At 42.7% G+C, this 328-nt stretch carries 1 pseudogene; it reads right to left on the minus strand.

Annotated features, from left to right (window positions below):
* A pseudogene (locus AB4486_RS26365) lies at positions 1-328 on the minus strand (molecular chaperone); the annotation flags it as partial.

Genomic DNA, 328 nt, shown 5'->3' on the forward strand with positions numbered 1-328 from the left:
CGCTATGCTCGTCGACATTCAATTTTGCAGTAAATTGAAAGTTACCATCGTTACGAATCTTGATGCTTTGGTTGTCACACGCAAACTTAACATCTTGTACCTGCTCACCTTTCTGAACATAAACGGGTACATAACTGTTGATATGAAAGTTCAGTTGAAAGGCTGAACCGTCACTGTTGGTTTTACTTGAAGATAGCGCAATGTCCGATAACTCTGCGGCTTTTGCTATTGGGGAAAACCACAAGTAAGCACGATATTCACCATCAGCCATGTCAGCAGGCAGAGCATTCATACGTAAGCGAACCGTGCGTCTTTGATTGGGTTTAAG

The organism is Vibrio sp. 10N.222.55.C6, assembly GCF_041473395.1.
GTDB classification, from domain to species: domain Bacteria; phylum Pseudomonadota; class Gammaproteobacteria; order Enterobacterales; family Vibrionaceae; genus Vibrio; species Vibrio crassostreae_C.